This window comes from Bradyrhizobium sp. USDA 3650 (assembly GCF_054057395.1).
This window is the reverse complement of the sequence record NZ_JBSRZG010000001.1, coordinates 3,045,670-3,066,599: the sequence shown is the minus strand read 5'-3', so window position 1 is coordinate 3,066,599 and position 20,930 is coordinate 3,045,670. Positions and strand designations below refer to the sequence as shown.

The 20,930-nt window shown below is 60.6% G+C and carries 12 protein-coding genes and 12 pseudogenes; 9 read left to right on the top strand and 15 right to left on the bottom strand.

Annotation, left to right across the window (positions count from 1 at the left end):
- Positions 1-5 precede the first annotated feature (5 nt).
- Positions 6-146: a hypothetical protein gene (locus ACVIN2_RS14245; RefSeq protein WP_456769888.1), complete on the bottom strand. Its 141-nt coding sequence runs from the start codon at positions 144-146 to the stop codon at positions 6-8.
- Here ACVIN2_RS14245 and ACVIN2_RS14240 point away from each other — a divergent pair.
- Positions 109-886 (top strand): annotated as a pseudogene (locus ACVIN2_RS14240) (IS91 family transposase); the annotation flags it as partial. The gene ACVIN2_RS14245 and the pseudogene ACVIN2_RS14240 overlap by 38 nt on opposite strands.
- Positions 887-2,319: pseudogene (locus ACVIN2_RS14235) on the top strand (ISNCY family transposase); the annotation flags it as partial.
- Between the two features lie 355 nt (positions 2,320-2,674).
- Here the strand turns inward: ACVIN2_RS14235 and ACVIN2_RS14230 are convergent.
- From ACVIN2_RS14230 to ACVIN2_RS14205, 6 genes and pseudogenes are all read right to left on the bottom strand, one after another.
- The gene (locus ACVIN2_RS14230; RefSeq protein ID WP_456766057.1) at positions 2,675-2,956 is read right to left on the bottom strand and encodes a UPF0149 family protein; all 282 of its coding nucleotides are present in this window, start codon (positions 2,954-2,956) and stop codon (positions 2,675-2,677) included.
- A gap of 239 nt (positions 2,957-3,195) precedes the next feature.
- Positions 3,196-3,584, bottom strand: a pseudogene (locus ACVIN2_RS14225) (IS66 family transposase).
- The gene (locus ACVIN2_RS14220; RefSeq protein WP_456766056.1) at positions 3,508-3,858 is read right to left on the bottom strand and encodes a hypothetical protein; all 351 of its coding nucleotides are present in this window, start codon (positions 3,856-3,858) and stop codon (positions 3,508-3,510) included. Before ACVIN2_RS14220 ends, ACVIN2_RS14225 begins: the two are co-directional and overlap by 77 nt.
- Before the next feature lie 88 nt (positions 3,859-3,946).
- On the bottom strand, positions 3,947-4,069 hold the full coding sequence (locus ACVIN2_RS14215) for a hypothetical protein (RefSeq protein ID WP_456766055.1): 123 nt from the start codon (positions 4,067-4,069) through the stop codon (positions 3,947-3,949).
- Positions 4,070-4,080: 11 nt separating this feature from the next.
- On the bottom strand, positions 4,081-4,428 hold the full coding sequence (locus ACVIN2_RS14210; RefSeq protein ID WP_456766054.1) for an IS66 family transposase zinc-finger binding domain-containing protein: 348 nt from the start codon (positions 4,426-4,428) through the stop codon (positions 4,081-4,083).
- Between the two features lie 302 nt (positions 4,429-4,730).
- A pseudogene (locus ACVIN2_RS14205) lies at positions 4,731-5,210 on the bottom strand (transposase); the annotation flags it as partial.
- A 166-nt stretch (positions 5,211-5,376) separates the two neighbouring features.
- Here ACVIN2_RS14205 and ACVIN2_RS14200 point away from each other — a divergent pair.
- Positions 5,377-5,712 (top strand): annotated as a pseudogene (locus tag ACVIN2_RS14200) (IS701 family transposase); the annotation flags it as partial.
- 105 nt (positions 5,713-5,817) lie between these two features.
- Positions 5,818-6,580: pseudogene (locus ACVIN2_RS14195) on the top strand (IS5 family transposase).
- A 307-nt stretch (positions 6,581-6,887) separates the two neighbouring features.
- Here ACVIN2_RS14195 and ACVIN2_RS14190 read toward each other — a convergent pair.
- Entirely contained in the window at positions 6,888-7,379 is a 492-nt protein-coding gene (locus ACVIN2_RS14190) for an N-acetyltransferase family protein (protein ID WP_456766053.1), read from the bottom strand.
- A gap of 324 nt (positions 7,380-7,703) precedes the next feature.
- Here ACVIN2_RS14190 and ACVIN2_RS14185 point away from each other — a divergent pair, with 324 nt between their 5' ends.
- The 3 genes and pseudogenes from ACVIN2_RS14185 to ACVIN2_RS14175 all read left to right on the top strand — a co-directional run.
- Positions 7,704-8,285, top strand: a complete 582-nt coding sequence (locus ACVIN2_RS14185) for a helix-turn-helix domain-containing protein (protein WP_456766052.1) — start codon at positions 7,704-7,706, stop codon at positions 8,283-8,285.
- 559 nt (positions 8,286-8,844) lie between these two features.
- Positions 8,845-9,405: an N-acetyltransferase family protein gene (locus ACVIN2_RS14180; protein ID WP_456766051.1), complete on the top strand. Its 561-nt coding sequence runs from the start codon at positions 8,845-8,847 to the stop codon at positions 9,403-9,405.
- A 105-nt stretch (positions 9,406-9,510) separates the two neighbouring features.
- Positions 9,511-9,777 (top strand): annotated as a pseudogene (locus tag ACVIN2_RS14175) (IS3 family transposase); the annotation flags it as partial.
- 433 nt (positions 9,778-10,210) lie between these two features.
- On the opposite strand, the pseudogene ACVIN2_RS14170 reads toward ACVIN2_RS14175, so the two are convergent.
- Positions 10,211-10,548, bottom strand: a pseudogene (locus tag ACVIN2_RS14170) (LLM class flavin-dependent oxidoreductase); the annotation flags it as partial.
- Between the two features lie 303 nt (positions 10,549-10,851).
- On the bottom strand, positions 10,852-11,883 hold the full coding sequence (locus ACVIN2_RS14165) for an IS110 family RNA-guided transposase (protein ID WP_456766050.1): 1,032 nt from the start codon (positions 11,881-11,883) through the stop codon (positions 10,852-10,854).
- Positions 11,884-12,023: 140 nt separating this feature from the next.
- Between ACVIN2_RS14165 and ACVIN2_RS14160 the strand changes: the two are divergent.
- Positions 12,024-12,405: pseudogene (locus ACVIN2_RS14160) on the top strand (transposase family protein); the annotation flags it as partial.
- Between the two features lie 63 nt (positions 12,406-12,468).
- A pseudogene (locus tag ACVIN2_RS14155) lies at positions 12,469-13,464 on the top strand (DDE-type integrase/transposase/recombinase).
- Positions 13,465-14,629: 1,165 nt separating this feature from the next.
- Here the strand turns inward: ACVIN2_RS14155 and istB are convergent.
- From istB to tnpA, 5 genes and pseudogenes are all read right to left on the bottom strand, one after another.
- Positions 14,630-15,448, bottom strand: a pseudogene (istB, locus tag ACVIN2_RS14150) (IS21-like element helper ATPase IstB).
- A pseudogene (istA, locus tag ACVIN2_RS14145) lies at positions 15,415-16,870 on the bottom strand (IS21 family transposase); the annotation flags it as partial. The pseudogenes istA and istB, both read right to left, overlap by 34 nt.
- Before the next feature lie 339 nt (positions 16,871-17,209).
- On the bottom strand, positions 17,210-18,862 hold the full coding sequence (gene tnpC, locus ACVIN2_RS14140; protein ID WP_456766049.1) for an IS66 family transposase: 1,653 nt from the start codon (positions 18,860-18,862) through the stop codon (positions 17,210-17,212).
- A gap of 45 nt (positions 18,863-18,907) precedes the next feature.
- Positions 18,908-19,255, bottom strand: coding sequence for an IS66 family insertion sequence element accessory protein TnpB (tnpB, locus tag ACVIN2_RS14135; RefSeq protein ID WP_456766048.1), 348 nt, complete (start codon positions 19,253-19,255; stop codon positions 18,908-18,910).
- Positions 19,252-19,653 carry an IS66-like element accessory protein TnpA gene (gene tnpA / locus ACVIN2_RS14130; RefSeq protein WP_456766047.1) on the bottom strand — a complete coding sequence of 134 codons (402 nt, stop codon included), beginning with the start codon at positions 19,651-19,653 and terminating at the stop codon, positions 19,252-19,254. The genes tnpB and tnpA overlap by 4 nt, the downstream gene beginning before the upstream one ends.
- Between the last annotated feature and the right edge of the window lie 1,277 nt (positions 19,654-20,930).

Below are 20,930 nucleotides of genomic sequence, written 5' to 3'. Positions count from 1 at the left end.
GCGCGCTACACGCAGGTCGCCGCCGGTACGCTCCGGGCGACGCAGAGGCCGCTCGATCGCCTGTCGCGGGAGGTGACGCCACCTCGATGATCCGACGGGATGCGGGTGATGATCCGCGCCGACAGCCGCTCCAGCAGGTCCGCCATCGAGATTGCCGATACTATGCGCCGGCTTGGCGACACCTATCGCCGTGTACATGTCGGTCATCTCAGCGGCGTGTGATGAGCGCGATCGTGGCGTGCCGGACCGAGGCGCTCGGCGGCTGTCAGGGCCAGCCGGAGCCGCGTGGCTCGCCGCGCGAGAAGCCGACCTGCTGCCGGTTCCCTATTTCCACGTCGGTTCCAGGCTGCCGGCTCCGATCGCCGCGATCGCCTTTCAGAACAAGGCCAGCGTTTATGCGATCCTGTTCAAAGCCGCCGCCGAGGCAATGTCGAGGCTCGCCGCCAATCCACGCCGGCTCAGGGCCGGGATCGGCGTCGTCGCCGTCCTCCACACCTGGGGCAGGCGCTGACGCTCCATCCCCACTTCCACTGCGTCGTGCCTGGCGGCGACCTCTCGCTCGATGGCGCGCGCTGGATCGCCAGCCGACCACACTTCTCCTGCCCGTCAAACCGCTCGCCCTACTGTTCAGATGGTTGTTCCTCGAAGGCGCTGACCGCCGCCTGCACTTCTTCGGCGATCTCCATCCCTGGCCAAGCCTGCCGCCTTCGCAGCTCACCTCGACGCCATGCGGCGCATCAGCTAGGTCTAAGCCAAACGGCCGTTCGGCGGCCCCGCGCAGGTGCTGGGTTATCTCGGCCGCTATACCCATCGCCTTGCAATTGCCAACAACGGGCTCGTCGCCCTCGACGAGGATCACGTCGCCTTTACCTGGAAGGACTACCGCCGCATCCTCGACGAGTTCGTTGCGAAAACGGGCTTCCATCGAAAGCATGCGATGTGGTTGCTGCGCTGCGATTCTGAGGGCCAGACAGAGAGTCGCCGCAACCGTCCGCGGATCTACCAAGACGCGGAGCGAAATGCGCTGATGCTGCTTTGGGAGGCTGCAGACCGGGTGTGCGGCAAGCGTCTGAAGCCCCTCTGATGCCGATCTTGATTGAATCGATGGAGCGGCACGGCCATATCGACCTGGGGTCAGAGATTCGGGCTAAATTACTGTCGATGAGTGCGGCGACGATCGACCGGGCACTTCGATGCGTTTGTGAGCAAAGCGATCGGCCGCGTCGTCGCTCTGTGGCAAGTGCTCTGCGACGCAGCATCCCTAGGCGGTGGGGAGATCCGGCGCCTGGGTTCGCCGAGGCCGATCTTGTCGCCCACAGCAGTCCTTAGGCGCGCGGCAGTGCCGTCCACACGATTGTTCTCACGGACATCGCGACCGGCTGGACGGAATGCGCGCCACTTCTGGTGCGTGAGCAGAAGCTGTTGAGCACGATTCTGACCGAGCTTCGTAAACAGCTACCGTTTGCGCTCCTGGGTCTGGACACCGACAACGACTCTGTGTTCATGAATGAGATCTTGAAGGTATACTGCGGACAGGCTGGTATCGTCTTCATGCGCTGTCGCCCCTATCGCAAGAACGATGAGGCCTTCGTCGAGCAGAAGGACGGCGCGGTGGTCAGACGAATGGTCGGCTACCGTCGATTCGAGGGGGTCGAAGCGGCTGCTTTGCTCGCGCAGCTTTACCGTTCGGCCCGCTCGTTCGTGAACTTTTTCCAGCCGTCGTTCAAATTCATACGAAAGGAGCGCGACGGAGCAGGTGTCCACAAAACGTATAGCGCGCCGGCGACCCACATCAGCGGCTGGTTGCGGAAGCAAGAACACCTGATGCCGCCCGGGCAGCGTCGATGAAATACATGCCCGCCTGGATCCGGTCGCCTTATTGCGCGATATCCGAGCCGTGCAGGAGAAGTTGACCAGTCTCACCGACGCCGCCGCGGCAAGCCATCCAACTGCGGCTCCACCTATCGAACAGTTTTGGTCGAGCTTGCGGATCGCGTGGAAAGAAGGAGCGGTCCGCCAGACCGACAGGACAATTGCGAAGCCGAAGCGTGAGCGACGACGCCCTGATCCGCTCGTCAAGGCTACGCCACAGCTGCGCGAATGGTTCGAGGCCGAGCCGTGGCGAACGAGCGAGCTCGTTTGCAAGCTTCAGGCAGAATGGCCCGGGCTTTACCGAACAAGGTACTCCGAACTCTTCAACGTCGTCTCAAATCGTGGCGCAGCGAGCAAGCAAGCGCATTGTTGTTTCAGCTCGCGGGAAAACGCAGCACATACACAGGTGATCGACATATCACCGGAAAGCCCGCCGCTGCTGGATAAAGGAACGGCGGTGTGAAGGAGACCGGTGATGGACCGTGCTCGATGCTGGCGCTTCGCGCCACCGCCTTCGGCGGCTGGCGGCCTTGACCACGCCCGATCAACGGTCTGTTTGCTTTGCAAGCGCTCGGTCGAGGATCGAGCGCGACATCGGCGCGCTCGAATGCCCACAAGTTGTGCGACTGGCTTCCATCGCTCCCGTAGCTAGCGAGCAAAATAGATGAGGCAATAATAGGTTTACCGGGAACGTCGCGACATGCGGCAATACCATGGGCAGAACGAGGCCGTGATTGACGTTGCCGCCGTCCAGCAACGGCGCCCAGGCCGGCAGCCTGCGCCGCATCGCGGCCTAGAATCCCTAACACCAGGGTCGCGGATCGACGTCGCCATTGGGCTTGCGCCGGTGCATCGGATCGAACTGGTCGGGCGCGGTCGTAAGGACGTTGCTGACGTTATGGCGCAGCGCGACAGCGGAGAGCGCCGCGAACTCCGGGGTGTCGCCATGGTTGAAAGCATCGGCATCGATGGCGAGCAGCGGACAAATCCAGTCGAGCGGTCTCATCGACACCGGTCCGGCCACGATCGCGGCGACATAACCGTCGAGCATGGGGATGCTGGTGGCGGCAGGAAGCGGGTCCACGCGAGCCTGCAGTCACCGATCGAGCTCCGCAAGGGGCATCGCGGCGGCCGGCATCGACGACGAAGCGTTGTGACGATGCGGGCTCATGCGGCGGACAGTGCGGTGGTGTGCTGGTGCGCCGCCCTCCAGTTCCGGGCGAGCAGTTCGTGCAGCTGAGGCTCTCGGTTGGCCCGGAAACGATGCGCTCCAGCACGTCACCAGCTAGGCCTGCGGATCGAGCTCACGGAGCTTTGCCGTGTTCACGATTGACGCCAGGATCGCCCAGCTCTCGGCGCCGCCTCGCTGCCGCTGAATAATGAGTTGCGTCTTCCCATGGCAATCGGGCGCAGGGATCGCTCGACTGTGTTGGAATCGGCCTCGACACGACCGTCCCGGAGAAACAGCGTCAGCGCATCCCAGTGATTGAGCGCATGGTTGAGCGCCTGTGTTAGCTTCGATTGGGAGAAGAACTGGCCGACATCTTGGTCAGTCGCGCCTTGAGTGCCGCCATCAACGGCGCGCTCCTGGTGCGGCAGACGGCCAGCCGCTGCTCGGCACTGCTGCCGCGGATCTCATCCTGGATGGCATAGACCGTCTGCAGGCGTTTGATCACCTCGCGCGCGAACGGCGATTGGGTCGTCTTGAACACCTCGACGAATTTGCGTCGGGCATGAGCGAGACAAAAAATGAGCTGGATCGCGCCACCACGATCGCGGGCGAGCGCCTTGAGGGCCCATAACCGTCCACCTGCAAAATGCCGGAAAACCGGCCAATTGTCCGCCGATCTCCTCGGTGGCGCGGCCGTCGGCGAACACGTACGCGACCGCTCGCGGCGCAGGGCCACCCCATGGCCGATCATCCATGGCATGCGCCCAGAACTGGCAGATGCGGGGGTGATGTCGTCCGGGATCGAGCACGGGCATCGGGGTCTCGTCGCAGAACACACGCGCCGAGGCCTGGATCGTGCGCAGCTACAGCTCGTAAAAACCCTTGAGCCACCAGGCGCACGCTTCACACAGCCGGCAAGCGTCGCCCGGTCGAGATGGAGGCCTGGCCGGCCAGAATCTGCACCTGCAGCGGCAAATACCACGCGAACTTAGAGACCACGTGGGTCACGAGTGCGGTCGCAGCCATGCCGCCCTCGATCAGGCGCGGCAGCACCTTCGCCTGGACCACACCATCGGTGCAGCTCCGCAGCCGTATTTAGGTCGCATCGTGCGCAGCACCTGCAGGATCGCCGGAATCACGTCCAGCACCTCGCTCACGTCCTCGCCAATCTTGTGGAGCTGGCCTTGGCAGCACGGGCACGCGGTCGTCTCCGGCTCCAGCACCTGGTCGCTGCGCGGCAGCTGCTTGGGCAGTCCGCCGATATTACGGCGCGCCTTCTTGCGCGGCTTGCTTCGCCGCAGGCTCATCGTCGTTGACGCGCACAGCAGCGTGGCGTCGGTATAGAGGTCGCCATGCTCGAGCGCTAGCTGCTCGGCCACGAGCACCGCAAGCCGCTCCGAGCGCTTCCGAGGATCATCTCCTTGAACGTCTGCATCGCCACACGAAGCTTCTCGTTCTCGGCGTCAAGCGCGGGCACCATCTCGCTCAGAGCCGCTGGATTGGTCGGGAGAGCGTCGGGGCGAATCGCCATGATCAGACGATACATGCACCATGAGTGCGACGCAGCTCGCGGTGCTGCTCGACGGCCTTGAGTGGACGCGTGTCTCACCAAGCCAGTGAAGCAGCCGGCCATTGTTGGCTGAGAAATGACGTTCTTAGTACAACAGCACCATGCCGCTGCCGTCTTGGTCGGGAGGGTGATGGCCTTCGGCTGCACCGTGGTGTCGACCGTGACGCGCTTGAGGTCCTGGCTGCGTAAGGCGCCGGCCTCGTGCGCCACCCGCAGACTCTCCGCCAGCAGCAGCTCCAACTTGTCGCCGAGCCGCTTGCGCCAATGGCTCAGGTCCGAGCGCTCGTGCGGGAAGGCATGCTGAAAGACCTCTTCCCCGGTGAAGAACTGGAGATACAGGTCGTGAACCCAGCGCTCGCAAACGCCCTCATCGGACAACCCGTAAGTGTGCTTGAGCAACAGCAGCCCGATCATAAACCGGGTCTCGATCCCGGGCCGGCCATTCTCGCTGTAGAGCGGCGCGACCTCGCCGTCGATCCAGTCCCAATCGATCTTGCCGGCGAGCTGAACCAGCTCGTGCTTCATGTTGATGATCTGGTCCAGCGGCGCTCGGAACAGATCGTTCGATCCCGTCCTCCTGTGCTTCTTCGGTCCCATCGGCCCCTCCGATGCGACGACGGAATCACGACTGGCGATTCGACGGAATCCTGAAAATGAAATTGCCAGGTTCCGATGCCCGAAGCATCAAAACCCTGCAATCGCAAAACCGTCCACAACGACAAATGCGATTCCACTTAATGCTTAGCAGCTCTTCACGGACGACTATCTAGCCAACCGGCCCGCGGCAACGAATCTGCGCACGCTGACCGCTACCATCAACGCACGATGGATTTGTGAGCAGGCGCATGAGCAACTGAAAGAGGAGCTTGGACTCGATCACCTCGAACGGCAATCATGGCAAGGTCTTCATCGTCACGCCTGATGACGATGATTGCCTACGCCTTCTTGCAACATCGTCGTCTAGCATACGCGGGGCGGAAAAAACAATCAACGGGCCTCCGCCTCAAGCAACTATGCCGGCCGTACGTCACGCCATCGTCGATCTCACCCTTCGGCCGTCGTCTCAACGATGCCCACATTGTCGGAAACGTATCCGTGACGGACTTCAACACAAAACGATTCTGCCAAAGTAGTGCTAGGGTCTGTACCTAATTAGCGAGTTCTGATTCCCTCGTGCCAAGTTGATTCGGCACAGGGGACTTCGATGCGCAAAGGACTGTTCTGGCTCAACGACAAGCAGTGGGCTCAGATAGAGCCGAATCTGCCAACGAACCAGACCGGCCCCGCGCGCGAAGACGATCGACGCATCATCAGCGGTATCGTTCACATGCTCCAGTGCGGCGCACGCTCGCGCGATTGCCCGCCCGACTATGGCCCTTACACGACAATCTACAATCGGTTCAATCGCTGGGCTAAGCGCGGACATTGGCAGGCTATCTTTGAAGCGCTCGCCCGCTGCGGCAAGGACCGCCTGATTTTGTCGATCGACTCCACCTCGATCAAAGCGCATCGCTCCGCGAGCGGCGGAAAAGGGGGGAGCATGAACAGGCGATCGGCCGCTCACGCGGCGGGCGGAGCACGAAAATCCACGCGCTGAGCGACCCCGATTGCAAACCTTGCGCATTTCATCTCACTCCCGGGACAAGCCGCAGACATTGCCGCAGGACCGGCCCTTTTGAAGCTCGCGCCGCCCATGTCTTCCCTCATTGGGGACAAAGGCTACGATGGCGACGGCTTTCGCGCCGAAATCGTCAATCGCGGCGCGAAACCCGTCATTCCAAACAAATCCAACCGGGTAACCCTCCACAGCTTCAGCAAGCGCCTCTATAAAGGGCGCAATGTTATCGAGCGCTGTTTCTGCCGGCTCAAGGATTTCAGGCGTGTTGCTACTCGCTACGACGAAACTTGCCAGAAACTTCTTGGCCGCCGTCCACCTCGCCGCTCTCGTCGCTTATTGGATCAATTGAGTCTGAACCCTAGTATGATACCTTAGTTATTTTGAGGCTATGCATTTCGTGCTTAGCGGAACCGGGCGCCCTCGCGTCGGCGCTTGAATCGGCCCTTGGCGGCGGAGCCCAAAGACTCGCGCTGCCCAACGTATGTGCGCGCTTGTCGAGCCACCAGGAGCCCTCCCAATCGCGAGCGTTGCCGGCGGTTCGCTCTCTGCCCATCGCAAACACATCCGGTGGGCACCTGAACTGTTGGCAGCTTGGCTAAATAAACAGGGTTTGTTCGCGCCGTCCAGAAGCACATACCGCTTGGGCGGGATACGATTCATGCTAGCTTCTTCCATAGCCATACGAGGTTATGCCATTCACCATTGATCAGTGCCGCTTCGTGTAGCACCGCGACGCGCTCGAATCCGAGATTATCCGCGCTTTTCATACTTCGGAGATTGCTTTCGTATGCGTTCGACACAAGCAGTCGTAGTCCCAGATTAGTGGCGCTCTCAATCAAGTGAGTAAGCATAATCCTGCCAATTCCCTTTCCTTGATGATTCTCGTCGATATAGCGTGAAGTTTCGGCGATACCAGTGTATTCGGGGCGCACATAGAGCTTATTCAGTGAGCACCAGCCGATCACTCCACTATTTTCGAGTTCATAGACGAACGCCGGATAAGGGTCCTGATGATCGCTGAGCCAAGAGATGCGTTCGTTGCGAGTATCGGGAGCGCTTTGACTTATGGCAAAGATGCCTGGCTTCATCGCCTGGTTGTAGATCCTCGCCATTTCGTCGGCATCCGCATTAGTTGCACGTCTAAACATTGGGTCTAAACTCGTCCGTTATTCGTTAGTGTGCGGCGCGGTGCCTTTGCGGTGATGCGACTTTGTCGAGAGATTTCTCATTAACCGGCAACTCGGCGTCTGTTCCTCACGTAAAGTGAGCGTCTCTGCTCCGCCGCCCAAGGAATCACAGTGACCTGCTCTAGGCAACCTATCAGCTCTGGCAGCTTGCCACGAACTCCGAACGACGGCACGGTCACGCAACTCTCCCGACTCCACCGCTCTGCACTGCCCTGAGAACATCTGCCTCAGACCATCTTCTGGCACGGAGCATCGGTAGTTCACGCTTAACACGGGGTCCTTATCATGAGAAAGAGTCGTCACTGGCTTAATCGCCGACAGCCTAGTATCCACTTTTCTGAAATGGTGAGCCGTGATTCAAGATGTGGGATACCCGAAGCAAGAGAAGTCCACCTTTCGAGGAAAGATCGCAAGGTGCTTGAGGCGTGTTGGCGCTCAGCGGAGATGTTGCAGTTTGATTTGAAGCGGGCGCGAATCGTTCTGTTGCCGGCGGAAGGGCGCAGCACCCGATCGATCGCCAAGGAAGTTCGGGTCCATCCGCGGATTGTCAGTCTTTGGCGGCGTCGCTATTCCGACCATGGCGTTGAAGGGCTGCAAGATAAGCTGCCCCACAAGGGATCGCACCCTGGACGAGTCCTCTGCTGGCCGAGGCGCTGGACGATGTTGACGTCTAATATGTCTGGCGGTTCCTGCGCAGCCACAAGACCGACCTCGCAGCTCGCAAGTCCTGGAGCAACGACCCGAACTTTACCGCAAAAGGCGCTGATATCGTCGGCCTCTACGTCGCGCCGCCCGCGATGGTCACCGTACTATGCGTCGACGAGAAGCCCTCGATCCAGGCCTTGGAGCGAGCGCAGGCCTATCTGAAGCTGCCCAATAATCGCGCCTTGCCCGGCCAGAGCCACGGTTACAGGCGGCATCGTACGACAACGCTGTTTGCGGCGCTTGAGGTCACTACCGGAAAGATCATTGCAACGCATTCACAAACGTCGCGCCGTGTCGAGTTTCTCGACTTCATGAACAGCGTCACCGCGGCCTTTCCGGGCCGAAAGCTTCGCGTCATACGCGACAAAACCTCAACGCCCATAAGAAGAACGAGCTCTGGCTCAAGGCATTTCACGTCGACAAGTGCGTCCCGGCTCCATTAGGCCGAGGTCTGCTTTTCGATCTTGCAGGGTCAGTCACTTACCGACACCTCCTTCACAAGCCTCAAGCAGCTCCAGGAAACACATCGATGCCTACGTCAACGCGCACAACGACAAAGCCGAGCCTTTCGTCTGGACCAAGAAAAAGGTCCGCCAACGACGTTTCAAGGACCGCCGTATCTCTCAACCGTGATTCTGGACATTGAATGTCGAAATGTTAAATCGCGTCCGAACAAGAGTATCAGATTCAGAGTTCTCAATTGTTCAATTGACGTCCAAGCATGTTAATTTCGGAGACGCGGATCCCGACGCAAAACGAGAGTGGAGTGAATCGAATGTCGTACCAAGTGCGCCGCTTCCAAGTAGGTGATCTGCCAGCCGCGACACAGATCTACAATGCTGCATGTCAGGCCAGAGAATCAACATGGGGAACGCGTTGTTGGACTGTCAAGGAACTGAATCAAATCCTGTTTGAATTACGTCCTTTATTTGACTCGTACACATGCACCCACGAAGGCGCCTTAGTCGGCTGGGCCGCGCTCACGCGACATCACGCGCGGGAAGGACTTAAACACACAGCTGAAATGTCAGTTTATGTTCAAGAGCCATTTCGTGGCAAAGGAGTTGGGGCCGCTCTTGCTCGCACTCTTCTAAGCCGAGCAAGTATCCTCAATGTGCGTTGCATCTTGGGGATGGTATTCAAAGATATGCCGCGCGTCGTTTCGTTCGCGGAGAGAAAATGTGGATTTTCGGTAGTTGGCTGTCTTCCAGAGATCTTTTCTCAGGGCGGGAGGCACTACGACATTTTGATGCTCGAAAAGCTTGTGGTCCCGCGAAGCTGATATCTATGGTGGTTGACCTGCCACTGCGCGTTTCCTGCAGATGGAGTTAGAGCCCGGCCTGAAGAAGACTGACAGAGGAAGCGAGCACAGTTTACGGAAGAGCAGATTGTCGCTGTGAAGGAGCAAGAGGCCGGCGCAGAGACCGCCGGCCTCGAGGCGGCCTTCTATAACCTGGAAGGCCAAATTTCGGCGGCACGGATAGGAGAATGCGAACCTGAACAAGCTCTCGGCCGAGCAGATGCTCGATGCGGCCGCCCTACACGAGCTTCTTTCAAAAAATCGTAGGGCCCGCCGCAAGCCGTCGGAGTGGCGCACCTGAAGGGCGCGATGCGCCTGTCGGAGCGGCGGGGCTGTTCGATCGTGGGCGCCGACCTTTGACTCTCCACACCCTGGAATGGTCGAACCCGATCAGGATGGTAGAGGAGGCTCTCGAGGCCCTGCTCTTCGCGTGCCAGCGGCGCGAGTGCAGCAGCCAAACCGCGCGAACTTGACCGCTTGGCCTCGCGCCCCAGAAAGTCGTCGTCGCTCGTTGGCAAGCTCAGGAGCGCGTTCGAGCTTCGATTCCAGGTCGGTCACAGCTTCATTGCCCGTGGCAAGTGCGGCTGACAGCTGCCGAAGAGACCCTTTCGGGTCCCGCTCTCGCCGAGGAGTCCAGGCCAGACGCAAGAAATTGATCCGCGAGGCCGCGTAGTCGCAAGATCTCGGGAGTGAGATCCAGCGAAGGCCTTAAGTTGATGTGCTACAATCGATATCAGAGTCGGAGAAACCCTGGTATCTGAAGCGACATGAGAGCAGGTCCGCCAAGCTATGCGATCGCCTGAACCGAATCGGAGAAAACGCTTGCTGGGCGGTCCAAGCCGTAGTGATCGCGCAGCGTTTTGCACGCGTAGTCGTGCCGGAACAGACCGCGCTTGCGCAGGATCCGCACGACCTGCTCGGCGAAGATGTCGAATCCACCGGGTAGCCAAGGCGGCATGAGGTAAAAACTCATCCGCCCTCGTTCTCGAACCAGGTCTGGATATTGTCGACGATTTTTTCCGGCGGAGCGGCAATCACCCAATGGCCCCGCCCGGCTAGTCGTTGCACCAATTGACGAAGGGTCGGTTTCTCGCGATCGACGATATCGACCACCAGCTTGAAGCGGCCGCCTGTCATTCAGCATGCAAAATTGGCTCTGGCTCATATGTGGAACGGCCCGGGCTGCAAGATCTTTCTCTGGTTGAACAAGGGATGACGGTGCGGTCATATGTTCGGCCTGTGAACGCGGCGCCTGGCCGCTGGCCACGATGATATCCGCGGAAGCAATCGCCCAATCAATTTCTCGCGCTCGAAGCGCAGTGAGTCAGGCGGTCTGATTGCTACCGGGAATGACGTCATTCGGGGTTCATCCAGATTTGCACCTTGCCTCCTCGGCAGCGTTCTTCTTCCGCCGGAGAGCTCTTGAGATTAGGATTTCAGCATTGCGGCCGGCGCCTGATAGTTGCCGCCTCTGACCACCAAGGCCCAGATCGTGCGCGCAATCTTATTAGCGAGCGCGACCGATACGACCTTGACCGGCCGTCTTTGCAGCATGGTCCGAATCCAGAGTGGGACTTTCAAGCCTCGTTTAGCAAGCTTGATGATAGAGGTCGCACCAACGATCAGGAGCGTCCGTAGTTGCCGATTTCCGCGCTTTGATATCGCGCCGAGCCTTTCTTTCCCGCCGCTCGACTGTGCCCTCGGTGTGAGCCCCGTCCAAGCCGCAAAATCTCGTGCAGTCGCAAAATCGCGAGCATCCACGACGGATGTCCGAACGGTAGCGGCGATGAGAGGACCGACACCCGGAATGCTCATCAGACGCCTTGCATCAGGGTCCTTTCTGACGGCAACCAAAATCTCTCTGTCGAGCTTCTCTATGCGGGTTGTAAGCAGCTCAATCTGTTCAGCGAATAGGATCAGGGCAAAGCGGGCGGCGCCGGGAATCCTATTGTCTTTTTCGTCCCGGAGAAGCACCAGGAGTTTTGCGATGCTTGCCATGCCTGTGCCAGCGATAATGCCCAATTCGGCCATATGGGCACGCAGGGCATTTGCAGTCTGGCTGCGCTGCTCCATCAGCATCTCTCGCGTTCGCAAAATCATGCTGGCTGCTTGTTGTTCGGCAGTCTTCACGGGCACGAACCGCATTGTCGGGCGGTTGACCGCCTCACAAATGGCTTCAGCATCCGCCGCGTCGGTCTTGTTTCGTTTGACGTAAGGCTTCACGTAGGCTGGCGGCATCATGCGGACAGAGTGGCCCAACGCCGCTATCTCGCGTGCCCAGTGATGGGCACTCGCACAGGCCTCCATACCTACCACGCAAGCTGGAAGGCTCCGAAAGAAGGGCAGAACCTGCGATCGCCGCAATGTGCGATGAACCAAGACTTTCCCGTTTTCGGCGATGCCGTGAACTTGAAAGATCGACTTGGCCAAATCCAAACCCACTGTGATAATCTTCTCCATGGAACGGTCCTTCCTTTGTGGCGCCTCTCTACGCGACCACGTTAGGCACTTTTGATGCCGGTTCGAAGGGCCGTTCCACACCATCACTTTTGATGAAATTCGAGTGCCGGCTCGCGTTGGTTTCACAAAGGAATCAATATGTGCAGAGAACACTACGTCCGTCGGCCTTGGTCCCCGCGGGTTTGACCTGGAAAGCGCCTTCTGTGATGGCGCTACGACGGTGATCACCGTACGTCCCACGAGCGGGACAAGTCTCTGTCCCGGATGCGGGACCAGTTCTGCGCGGACCCATAGCCGATATCAGCGGCGCCTCACCGATCTGCCGCTGGCGTGGCGGCAGGTTCGCCTAGTGGTCGTGGCGCGCCGCTTCCGGTGCGTTTCGGTTCTGTGTGGTCGGCGTATTTTCACCGAGCGCTTCGATGACGGCGCTTTGGCACCGTGGGCGCGGCGACAGGACCCGGCTCGATCTGATCGTCCATCACCTTGGCCTTCCTGGGCGGCCGCCCGGCGGTGAAATGGAGCCTGATTTTGGCACCAGAGGCTAAGTTGGAAAGGGGCCGCTCCGTTCGATAGACGGAGGGCATGATGACGAAGAAGACACGACGGAGGATCCACGCGGCGTTGAGGGCGAAGATTGCGGTGGACGCGCTACGAGAGCAGGCGACGGTGGCGGACCTGGCGCAGCGCTACGAGGTGCATCCGAACCAGATCTATGCGTGGAAGAAGCAACTGCTGGACCAGGCGGCCCGGGCCCTTCACGCGGGTGTCGGGCGGGAGAGCGAGGAATCGCGCGAACGCGAGAACGAGAAGCTGCACGCCAGGATTGGACAACTGACAGTCGAGCGGTTTTTCAGCGCAGAGGTCCGGAGGATGAGCACGCCGGACCGTCGAGGAATGCTCAATTGCGCTGACAAGGCGCTGTCGATCCGCCGGCAATGCACGTTACTTCGCATTGCGCGCTCTGGGGTCTACCGGCCGCTACGGCCGACCAACGACAACGAAGTTGCCCTGACCGACGACGCCGGCGCCGGGCCACAAGACTTATCCCTATCTGTTGCGCAACATGCCGATCGACCGGCCGAACCAGGTGTGGCCGGCCGACATCTCGTATTTGTCCATCGGCCGTGGCTTTCCTTATTTCGTCGCCTTTCACTGGGCGAGCCGTGCGGTTCTGGCGTGGCGTATCTCCAATACGGTGGATACCTCGTTCTGCCTCGCTGCGCTCGACGAGGCTCTGGCACGGTATGGCAGGCCGGAAATCTTCAACACCGACCAAGGCAGCCAATTCACCGGTGCGGCCTTCACGGTGCGGTGGCGGGCGCAGGGATCAAGATCTCCATGGATGGCCGCGGTCGTTGGATGGACAACGTCTTCATCGAGCCGCTGTGGCGGTCTCTCAAGCACGAGGACATCTAGCGTAAGGGCTATGCCAACGGCCGCGAGGCCAAGGTGGGCATTGCAAACTGGATTGCCTTCTACAACGATCGTCCCCTTCATCAGCCGGTCTGGAGCGAACGGATGCAGGCCGCGAAGGCTGTGGACATGATGGACAACGCTGACGCGTTGACCACAGCTATCTGATAAACGGCTGCAGGATCTGCCCTAAAAACTGGGGTGCCTCGCGAACCCGCCAATCGCGACAGTATGTGATGCCCGCACGCGCCCAAGCAGCACACGGTGATAGGGGGGCAAGCTTGGTGTGGAACTCTCGTGATCCTGCTACCCTATGGCGCTTGCACATCCTTCGCCATTTTCATTCATCGACTTGCTATCTGCGTCGGGAAAGGCAGAGTGCTTCTTCTACATATCATTTACCGCTCCGATCGGGGGCCGGCGCTTGGGTTGCGACGCTCTGGTGTGCATCACCGCCACTGAACTCTCATCTAGGAGCCTCAATAGTTGTGTCCCGGAGCCGCCTTCAAATTCTGATCGTTTCGGGTAACGAACCAATGCCGATTCGATAGCTGACAATACGACAAGAGCGAAAGGCAGATCTCCTATCACGTTTGGGGTGGCATCGGGTTTATCCGCACAGCCGGATATCAGAGTTCGCGAAGCTCACAGCGAGCCGGTTTCTCTCGCATGCTCCAAAGAGCTGGCAAGTTACGTCAGTGCCGGAGCTCATGTTTGGATTCGCGGCGCAATCGACTGTCTCGGCGCTTCGAGTCAGGGGGCTGCATGTCGGAGAGGCTGCTCGTTGGTTTGTGTGCCATTGATCGTCCGGACACTCGCGCTTCAACCCAAGTCTCGGTCGCGATCGCATGGCTGCCGGATTTGATTCTGTAAAAAGCAAACGATGCTCGTGCGCGGAACGCGCCAGGTTTGTTCTGAGCGTGACGTACCGTCAAAAATTCGGAACGGTCGTTCACCGAACGGTTCTGCAAGGAGTGCCATTTCGGTTTCCGTTGGATCGACGCCAACTTTGATTGGTTCGCACCCGAAGTTCTGTCTGGGACGCAAGCGAGAGGAGATCAGAAGACGTAAATGATCTTGTACTCGTCGGGCTCGGTCCTCACGCAATGGCCAGGTATATTCCTCTGATCGAGAGCGCCGTCGCTAGCGGGCGAGGCTCGGGCTTCCATGTGGTTGAGCTCGCGAGCACGAAAAATGCTGTGCGTAGCTATAGCGCGACAATCTGGATGGGAAGCGCGCGACAATCAGGATGGCGAGTCGGTGTCGCGGCGGAGTGATGATTGTCGCAACGACTGTCGCGCAACGCTTTTTGAGCGCTGATTGTCGCGGAGCGTCAATCAGCGAGTGTTTTTGGTGTGGCGTGCGAGGGTGGTCGCCCTGGACCCCGCTTCCGTTCGAGCGCGGTGCGCCTGCGATAGCTTTCGACGTTCATCTCGACGATGGTGGCGTGGTGAACGAGATGATCGATGGCGGCGAGCGTCATAGCAGGATCCGGGAAGACCCTGTTCCATTCTCCGAAGGGCTGATTGGCGGTGATCAGCATGGAACACCGCTCGTAGCGTGGGCTGATGAGCTCGAACAGCACGCTGGTCTCGGCCTGGTCCTTGGTGACGTAGGCAAGATCATTCAGATCAGGAGGTCGAAGCGATCGAGGCGGTTAATGGCGGCCTCGAGATTGAGCTCGCGGCGCGCCACCCGGAGCTTCTGCACGAGATCGGTGGTGCGGGTGAAGAGGACGCGCCATCCGTTCTCGATAAGGGCCAGGCCGATCGCTGCCGCCAAGTGGCGTCTTGCGGCCGCCGGGCGGGGCGAACAGCCGCAGATTGGCGCCCTTGCCGAGCCAATCATCGCCGGCGGCGAGCGCGGTCACCTGCGCCCAGGAGATCATCGGCACAGCCTCAAAATCGAAGTTGTCGAAGGTCTTTCCAGTGGGCAGCCGCGCCTCGACGAGATGGCGCTCGACGCGGCGGCGGCCGCGTTCGGCGATCTCGTGCTCGGCAATGGCGGCGAGGAAGCGGGCCGCCGGCCAGCCTTCCTTGTCGGACTGCTAGGCAAATTGCGGCCACAGCACCTTGATGGCGGGCAGCCGCAACTCGTTGAGCAACAGATTGAGGCGCGCCGTGCGAGCTGCACCATGACCTGCGGCACGCAGGCCGGATCCGGCGCGAAGCGAGCGCGCAGCCGGTCGAGGTCGGGCAGTCGGCCGGCATCAAGCTCGGTCGCGAGCTGATCGTCGAGTTCGGCCTCGCAACCGCGCTCGTGAGGCAGAGCGAGCAGATCGACCATGAGCCGGCAGGCTTTCTTGTCCGGCAGCCGTTCGCGCAGGCGATCGAAGGTTCGGCGGTAGGCATCGCGTGGGAACAGCTGATCACGGTAGACGAGATTGAGCAGCGCCATTGGCTTGCGCCGCAAGGAATGGATCACGCGCCGATCGACGACCTGGTTCGTGCTTGCCAATGGAATGCGGCCGCCCACGCGGCAGGGTGACGAGATGGGTGCCGCCGACGAACACGTCGAGACGAGCGTCGTAAAGGCGCACCCGCAGTTGGTGCCAGATCAAACGCGACGGCGCGGTGTAGAACACCTTGCGCAAGGTGAAGCCGCCGCTTGACGTCACGCGGACAATCACCTCCTCCTAGTCCGAGGTGCGGCGATCTGGCAACCCCTGCAGCGTGGCGCGCTCGTGGTCGATGCGCTTGGTGTTCGGGCATTGCGGCGGCTGACGATCTCGTCGATGAAGCCGCTATAAGCGGCGAGATCATCGAAGTCGGCAGTGCCGCGCAACAGCAGCGCATCGGCGATCGTCCGCTTGAGATGGCCATGGAGCTCTCGATCGCCCCGTTCGCGTGGGCGATGCCGCCATTGTTGCGGGAAGGCCGCATGCCGTAGCGGGCGCAGAGGTCCTCGAACCGCCGGGTCAGATCGTCCCTCCCATTGCAGTCGAGATTGCAGAAGGCGGCCGACAGGCTGTCGGTCCGATGCTCCCGCGGTGCCCCACCGAGCGACCAGAGGGCATTCTGCAGCCCTTCGGCCAGGGCAACGAAGCTCTCGCCACCGAGCACGACATGGGCGTGTTCAAACCCGCAATAGGCCAGCCGGAAGTGATAGAGGCGATGATCGAGCGGCACGCCCGCGATGGTGACCCCAAGCTCGCCCACATCGGTGAAGTCGGAGAGGCCGACCTGGCCCACGTCATGGGTCTGGCGGAAGATGACCTCCTGCTCCCCGCCATGGATTGCTCGCCAGGCGCGGATCCGGCGCTCCAGGGTGCGGCGGATTCCGCGCCCCCAGCTCAGGATGCCGTCGGAGTATCTCCTCGAAGATCGCCACGGGCCGCACGCCGGGAGCCGCCTTCAGCATCGGCACGACCTCCAGGTCGAAGACGTTGGCCAAGGGGTCCGGCTGGCGCCTTTGCCGCGGTGACTTCTTGCGACGGAAGACGCAGATTCTTCTCGAGCCGATAAGCGGTCGACGCACTGAATGACGCCTTGGTTGCCGCCACTGGCGGGCTATCGGTCTGACGGTACTTCATGTAGAGCCTCATCTGGTGATCTGTGATGTGTCGGCCGGGCAAGCGAGTGATTCCTCTTGGCGGAAGAACCACTTGCATAACCCAGCCGGCCGCGATCACCAGTCCGCGCGGTCCCGTTCGGATCGCGCCGACGCCGGGCTCGTAACTCCGGTCAGGCTACGCCCTCCCTGCGTCACGGGCCCGCCGAAGCTCTCTCATCCTGATTGACGCTGCACCTCCATCCTGATTGCCGCGCCGCAGCGTGCCTTTTTCGAGAGCCGCGCGTGCAAGCCGATGAGTATCTCTTGGGTACCCGATCTCCGAGTACGCATACGACGAAGGCCGCCTGATTGACGCATGCGCGCAAGCGCGACGAGCTCTATGAAGGGCGTTGCGTGAAGATCAGGCAGCCTGCTGATCGGCGGGAGTGTCGCCTTGGCGGAGGAGCTTCCATTCCCAGGGTAGCAGTTCGTGCAGACGCGATACGGGAAGATCGGCGATACGGGCGACGATATCGGCGAGCCAGGCCTTGGGATCGACATCGTTGAGACGACAGGTGGTGATCATCGTCAGCATGATGGCGGCGCGGTCGGCACCGCGCAGGCTGCCGGCGAAGGTCCAATTGCGCCTTCCCAGGGCGATGCCTCTCAATGCGCGCTCAGCACAATTGTTGGTCAAGCAGATCCTGCCATCATCGAGAAAGCGGGCGAAGTCGTCCCAGCGCCTGAGCATGTAATTCATGGGCTTCAGGACCTCGGAGGAGCGCGAGAGGGGTTCGCGCTCGAGGAGCAGCCAGGCATGCATGTCCTCGAGAAGCGGCTTGCTCTTTTCCTGGCGCACGGCGCACCGCTCGTCGGCGCCGCGGCCGTTGATGGCGCGCTCGATCTCGAACAAAGCGTCGAGGCGTCTGACCGCCTCCAACGCGATCGGCGAGACCGGTTTGCCCCTGTGGCCTTCCCAAGCGTTCTTCTCGATGTCGGCCAGCTCGAAGAAGCCCCGCCGCGCATGGGCGAAGCAAAACGCCGGCGTAATCGGCAGCACCTTCTTCTGCGGATCGAACAACGGCTCGAAGCCGTTGTAGCAATCAGCTTGCAGGATACCGGCGAAGGCGGCCAGATGCTTCTGTGGATGCTCGCCTCGACGGTCGCTCGAGGCGTAATAGACCGCCGCCGGTGGCGCTGGCCCGGCGAAGGGCCGGTCATCCCGCACATATGTCCAGATCCGACCGGTCTTGCACTTGCCCTTCGCCAGGATGCGGATGGTGGTGTCGTCGCCATGCAGGCGCTCGGCAGCAAGCACATGGCGTTCGATCAAGTGGAAGAGCGGCATGACGGCGAAGGTCCCGTGGCCGACCTGGTCGGCCAGCGTCGACAATGGCAGGTCGATCCCCGCGGCCTTAAAGCGCGCACTCTGGCGATTAAGCGGGATGTGCATGCCGAACTTGTCGAACAGAATCGTCGCCAGCAATTGTGGGCCGATGAAGCCGCGCGGCGTCGCGTGGAACGGCGCCGGCGGCTGGCTGATCTTCTCGCAATCGCGGCAGGTGAACTTCTCGCGCACTGTCTCGATGACCTTGAAGCGGCGCGGGATCTCCTCCAGCGTCTTGGTCACATCCTCGCCGATCTTCGCGAGCCGCGATCCGCCGCAGCAGGCGCAGCTCGTCGGAGCCTCGATAACGATGCGCTCGTGTTCGATGTCGTCCGGCCAGGGCTTGCGTACCGGCCGCTTGCGCGTGAAGGCGCGCACGCTCTGGGTCTTCGCCGCCGCGGCCTGAGCCGCAAGCTCATCCTCGCTCGCCGTGGTGGCGAGTTCTTCGAGTTCCAATTCCAATTGTTCGATCAGACGCGCCGTGCGCTCGGAGCGCTGCCCGTACAGTTCGCGCTTGAGCTTCTCGATCCGCAGCTCGAGATGCGCGATCAACGCCGCGTTGTCCGACAGCTCCGCCCGCGCACTGGCAGCCACCGCCTCGGCGAGCAGCCGCGCCTCACGCTCGGCCTGCAGCGCCGCCAGGGCACTCACAAGGTCCGATGGAAGTTCGTCCGGCTTCGATATCATGAAGCCATTGAATCAGATCAAGCAGCAGATTCAAACCCAAAACGGCTATCCGATCCGCGTCGGACGCTGGGCTTCCTGCGGGTTGCGCCAATCGATTCCGGACAACAGGTAGCCCATCTGCGCCGGAGAGATCGTCACTGCTTCGCCCGCAACCGAAGGCCAGATGAACCGCCCTCTCTCCAGCCTTTTGGTGAACAGGCATGCTCCCTGGCCATCGTGCCAGATCACCTTCACAAGATCGCTTCGGCGACCGCGGAAGACAAACAGATGACCGCTGAGCGGGTCCTTGCGCAGCACCTCCTGCACCTGGAGTGCCAGCGTTGGAAAGCCTCGGCGCATGTCCGTGTAGCCTGTCGCAAGCCACACGCGCGCGCCCGTCGGAACCGGGATCATCGGCGTACCAAAGCATCGAGAACGCGACGTAGTGCGTCTCCATCAACGTCGCCATCGACCCGGATGCGGTGCCCGCTACCAAGGTCGATCTCGATGATGCCCAGGCTCTTCCGTCGACGCGCCGCCGTCGTCGTCAGCGGCGCTTCGGCCACCTCCCGCGGCGGCACAGACGGCCCAATCTCGACCGGCACGAACGGCGCTATACTCGCTTCAGCGTGCTTGCAAAGCTCTTTGCGCCACCTGAACAGCTGGCTTACATGAAGGCCAGCCATGCGAGCCACCTCGGAAACGCAGGCTCCGGGCTCGAGCGATGCTGCAACAAGCCGTTCCTTCTTATCCTGCGACCACCGGCGTCGCCGCTCGACCGATGTGATCACCTCCGCCCTCGAAATCGTCATAGCGCTTCTCCTAGGATTACCCCTAGGACCTGCAGCGTTCGCGTCCGTCAAACAAGGCGGCCCTCAACGGAGGAATACATCTCCGACCACAGGGCATCTGGTACTCCGGCGAGGGGGAGGACGCTCTCAGAGCGTTGGCAATTCCACGCTCTAAAGTCATTGTCTCGACCGAACCGAACGCCCATCTGGAGTACCTGCGCGCTGCGCTTGGACTTGGCCTTGATTGTCTGGTCGACAAGCCAGTTGTGCTTCCAATGGGTTCGAATGGGCGACCTGCAGTCGACAGAGTTGTTGGGGGGCGGCGGAGCTCGAGGCGATCTGTAGCCGGAGGCGGTCGTTGTGTCGTGATGGCGCCGCGCCGGTACAACGCAGCCTACGACCTGATTGGAGCTTATGCGCGTCAAGCCTCTCGTAAGCTCCGCACGCCCATTACCTATATTGGCCGCCAGAGGCCCGAAGTTGTCTTCAATATCACCCAGAAGGCTTCAAAAATATCGACGTGGTGATAGCCGGAATGACAAAGCATTCCATAGCCATACCGATATGGATGGTCCTGGCGGGAGAGAATCTCATCTTCCGCGTTCCAGACCTCCTCGTGATGTTCGATGTTGGTCCCGAGCCGCGCGATGAAGGCTTCGGTGCAGGCGATGCCGGTATATCCACGTCCCGCCTCGCTACGGGGAGAAAATGGCTTGATGCAAACGATCTACCGGGCACATGCCCTGCTTGAGTGCTGTCGGTGAGCAGTACTCGAGCCAATCCATACGACAAAAGTCGTCTCGTCGGGGACAGAGTCAGAAGCAAACTACAACACAACACTGGCGGCAACGAAACAAAAGAGAGAGAGCACATGGAACGATCGTGAGTTGAATTTAAGTATTCTTTCCTCCAGAAGGCACAAGAAGTGGGAAAGAGGTGCAAGCGGACCTGCGGAGAGCGGTGATGCAAACCGAACGAGTTTCGTTCGCGGGGCGGAAGCGTCGGCCTCACCTGAGCTATCCTATTGGGCCTAGGAACCGCTACTTCAAGAGCAGACCCGTAGAGACCGGAAGCGCGGACATAATGTCAAGTGTCGCGATTGTTGCAAGTGTTATGTCGCACTGACGACGCATGTCACGATGCAGTCGGTATTCCTTGGTGCCGCCGTTGGAGTCGCAAGCTTCCACGCTTGTATCGACATTTCTCGGAGTATTGCGGTGCGAGATTTTGCGATCGCTGTCGCGTGGTACGGGATTTGCTGTTCTCGTCCTTAGATCGTCTCGGCTCCGGGAGAAACA

What these genes read in the sequence shown, in the direction of transcription:
- ACVIN2_RS14190 (WP_456766053.1), bottom strand. Translation starts at nt 7,379, where the DNA reads ATGTTTAGACGTGCAACTAATGCGGATGCCGACGAAATGGCGAGGATC.
- ACVIN2_RS14215 (WP_456766055.1), bottom strand. Translation starts at nt 4,069, where the DNA reads ATGGCTGCGACCGCACTCGTGACCCACGTGGTCTCTAAGTTCGCGTGG.
- ACVIN2_RS14180 (WP_456766051.1), top strand. Translation starts at nt 8,845, where the DNA reads ATGTTAATTTCGGAGACGCGGATCCCGACGCAAAACGAGAGTGGAGTG.
- tnpB (WP_456766048.1), bottom strand. Translation starts at nt 19,255, where the DNA reads ATGATCCCGGTTCCGACGGGCGCGCGCGTGTGGCTTGCGACAGGCTAC.
- tnpA (WP_456766047.1), bottom strand. Translation starts at nt 19,653, where the DNA reads ATGACGATTTCGAGGGCGGAGGTGATCACATCGGTCGAGCGGCGACGC.
- ACVIN2_RS14245 (WP_456769888.1), bottom strand. Translation starts at nt 146, where the DNA reads ATGGCGGACCTGCTGGAGCGGCTGTCGGCGCGGATCATCACCCGCATC.
- ACVIN2_RS14165 (WP_456766050.1), bottom strand. Translation starts at nt 11,883, where the DNA reads ATGGAGAAGATTATCACAGTGGGTTTGGATTTGGCCAAGTCGATCTTT.
- tnpC (WP_456766049.1), bottom strand. Translation starts at nt 18,862, where the DNA reads ATGATATCGAAGCCGGACGAACTTCCATCGGACCTTGTGAGTGCCCTG.
- ACVIN2_RS14185 (WP_456766052.1), top strand. Translation starts at nt 7,704, where the DNA reads ATGAGAAAGAGTCGTCACTGGCTTAATCGCCGACAGCCTAGTATCCAC.
- ACVIN2_RS14220 (WP_456766056.1), bottom strand. Translation starts at nt 3,858, where the DNA reads ATGCCCGTGCTCGATCCCGGACGACATCACCCCCGCATCTGCCAGTTC.